General features: G+C 29.6%; 1 protein-coding gene. It reads left to right on the top strand.

Annotated features, from left to right (window positions below; translation table 11 throughout):
• Nucleotides 1-202 precede the first annotated feature (202 nt).
• A partial coding sequence (locus ACW2QF_RS19060) for a PHP domain-containing protein (RefSeq protein ID WP_455717600.1) occupies nt 203-2,988 on the top strand: 2,786 nt, incomplete at its 3' end.

Below are 2,988 nucleotides of genomic sequence, written 5' to 3' on the forward strand. Positions count from 1 at the left end.
AAAGTTATTATTTCGCAAATTTATGTTCTTATTCAGCAAACTTGCACAAACCTTATAAAAAATATTTAGATCAATTAAAACAAGACGAAGAAAGTAGAAATAGTATTTTTGGCAGTAAGTCTAGTACTGATGAAGATGATGATATGTCATGGTTAAATGAACTATAATAATAAAAAATATACAATAGACTGGAAGTGAATGAATGAATAATTATGTGGTTTATCATCTGCATGATGATACAAGTAATTGTAATGGATATGCAGATTCATGTTCAAATTTTAAAGAATATATAAAACTAGCAAAGAAACAAGGGATGAAAGCAATTGCATTTTCAAACCATGGGGGGATATATGATTGGATAAAAAAGAAGCAAGAGTGTGATAAAGCAGGTGTAAAATATATTCATGGAGTTGAATTATATTTGTGCAATAACCTTTCCGATGATGATAGAGGTGGACATATAGGGTTATATGCTAGAAATTTTGCAGGAGTGCTAGAGTTAAATGAGTTAATATCATTATCTACATCAAAAGGTAGCTTAGAAGATAAATCTGATAGACATATGTATTATAACCCAAGAATATCACTAGATGAGTTAATGAATACGAGTAATAATATATTAGTTACAACTGCATGTTTAGCGTCACCATTAAGTAAGTGGGACAATGAAAATAGAAGAGTTGAATATAATAAACTAGTTAATTGGCTTAAAAAAAACAAAGATAGATGTTTCTTAGAGATACAATATCACAATGACTTAAATCAAATTAATTATAACAAAAAATTATATGAGTTACATAAGAATACGGGAATAAGATTAATTGCGGGGACGGATACTCATTCATCTAGTCAGTATAAAGCAGAATGTAGAAAGATATTGCAGATATATAAAAAGAGTTTCTATGGAGATGAAGATGAGTTTGATCTAGTTTGGAAAACTTATGAAGAATTGATACAAGCATTTTCAAATCAAAATTCACTTACATATGATGTATATTTAGATGCTATTAACAACACTAATATATTTGCAAATATGATTGAGGATTTTACATTTGACAAATCATTTAAATATCCAACTTTATATGGAGACAATGTAACACAACAATGGAAAGATTTAATATATAGAAAATTCAACGAAAAAAAAATTAATGGATGTTTAGATTTAAAGAATCATACTGAAAAAGAATATAAGGTTAAAATACAAGAAGAATTTAAGGTTATGTGCAAACTCGGAATGGAAAGTTTTATGATGTTTATGTCAGAGCTTTTAGAGTGGTGTGACAATAATAATATTCCTTATGGTTTTGGTAGAGGTAGTGTTGCTGGAAGTACAATAGCTTTCATAACTGGAATTACAGATGTTGATCCAGTTGTGTGGAAAACAGTATTTTCAAGATTTTGTAACGAAGATAGAGTGTCTCTAGGTGACATAGATGTTGATTTCGCACCAGAAGATAGGGAGAAGGTTTATAAATATATAATAGAACGTTTTACACCACAAAAAACAGCTTACATAGCTATGTTTTCAACATTGCAAGACAGAGGATGTATTGATGTTTTAGCAGGTGGATTAGGTTATAAAGATTTAGGTAAAGTTATGGATATTAAAAATCAGTTTGATTCATTATTCAATTCATACAGTAAAATTATGCAAGAAGAGGTAAATAGTGAAGAACTTGTTGAAAATGGATTACTTGAATCTTCTGGTGTTAATTTTGATAATCATAATATATACTTGACAAGAATTAATAACAAAAAAGCAAAAGAGCAAGCAGACAAAATAAAAAAAACATACGATTCATTGATTAACGATAATCAAGATTTATTTTATTATCTAAAAGGTCTTAAAGGTACTATTGTTGCAAAAGGGACTCACCCAAGCGGTATAATTGGATCACCAATTACACTAGCTGATAATATGGGATTATTTTATAAAGATGGTAATACAGAAATGCCTGTCTCTACCTGTTCTATGAAGGCAGTTGATTCGTTAAATTATGTTAAGTTTGACATTCTAGGATTAAAGACAGTTGGAATTATTAAAGATGCTTGTGGGTATGCAGGTATAAAATATCCTAAATCATATGAAATCAATTGGAGTGATAAGCTTGTTTGGACTAATATGATTGAGACACAAGAGGGGGTTTTCCAATTCGAGGGAGATTTCGCTTTTGATTTGTTAAAAAGTTTTAAACCCAACACTATAAACCATATGTCTATGGTAAATGCAGCTTTAAGGCCGTCTGGTAAATCTTATAGAGATCGAATGATTGCCGGAGAATTTAATAAAAACCCATCTGACGAAATAGACAGGTTACTTGAAGATAATAATGGGTATTTAATTTTTCAGGAAGATACGATTAAGTTTCTAACTGATATATGTGATTTTACTGGTTCTTCAGCAGACACAACACGAAGAGCAATTGGGAAAAAAGATCAAGAATTATTAAAACAGCAGTTACCAAAGATATTAGAAGGTTATTGCAAGCATTCTTCCAAGCCTAAAAAGATTGCGGAACAAGAGGCGAAACAGTTCGTACAAATTATATCAGATAGTAGTGAATATCAGTTTGGATTTAATCATTCCACAGCCTATAGTATGAATGGGTACGAGTGTGTCAATTTAAGAACGTATTACACACTAGAGTTTATAGCAGCATATTTAAATAGAGCAGAAAACGAAGAAGATACAAACAACGGGATTAATATGGCAAGATATTTTAATATTACAATTAAGCCAATACAGTTTGGTAAATCTTTATCCGAGTATACTATTGATAAAGATAATAATAGTATTTATAAAGGTATATCTTCAATTAAATATTGCAATTCACAAATTGCATCCGAGCTAATGGAATTATCAAAAAATAAATATACTTCTTTTATTGATTTACTGACGGATATTAAGCAAAAAACATCAGTTTATGCAAGACAGCTAAAAATACTTACAGGATTAAATTTCTTTAGTGAATTTGGATGCAATAAGTA

The sequence above is a fragment of the Anaerosporobacter sp. genome, from assembly GCF_965301125.1.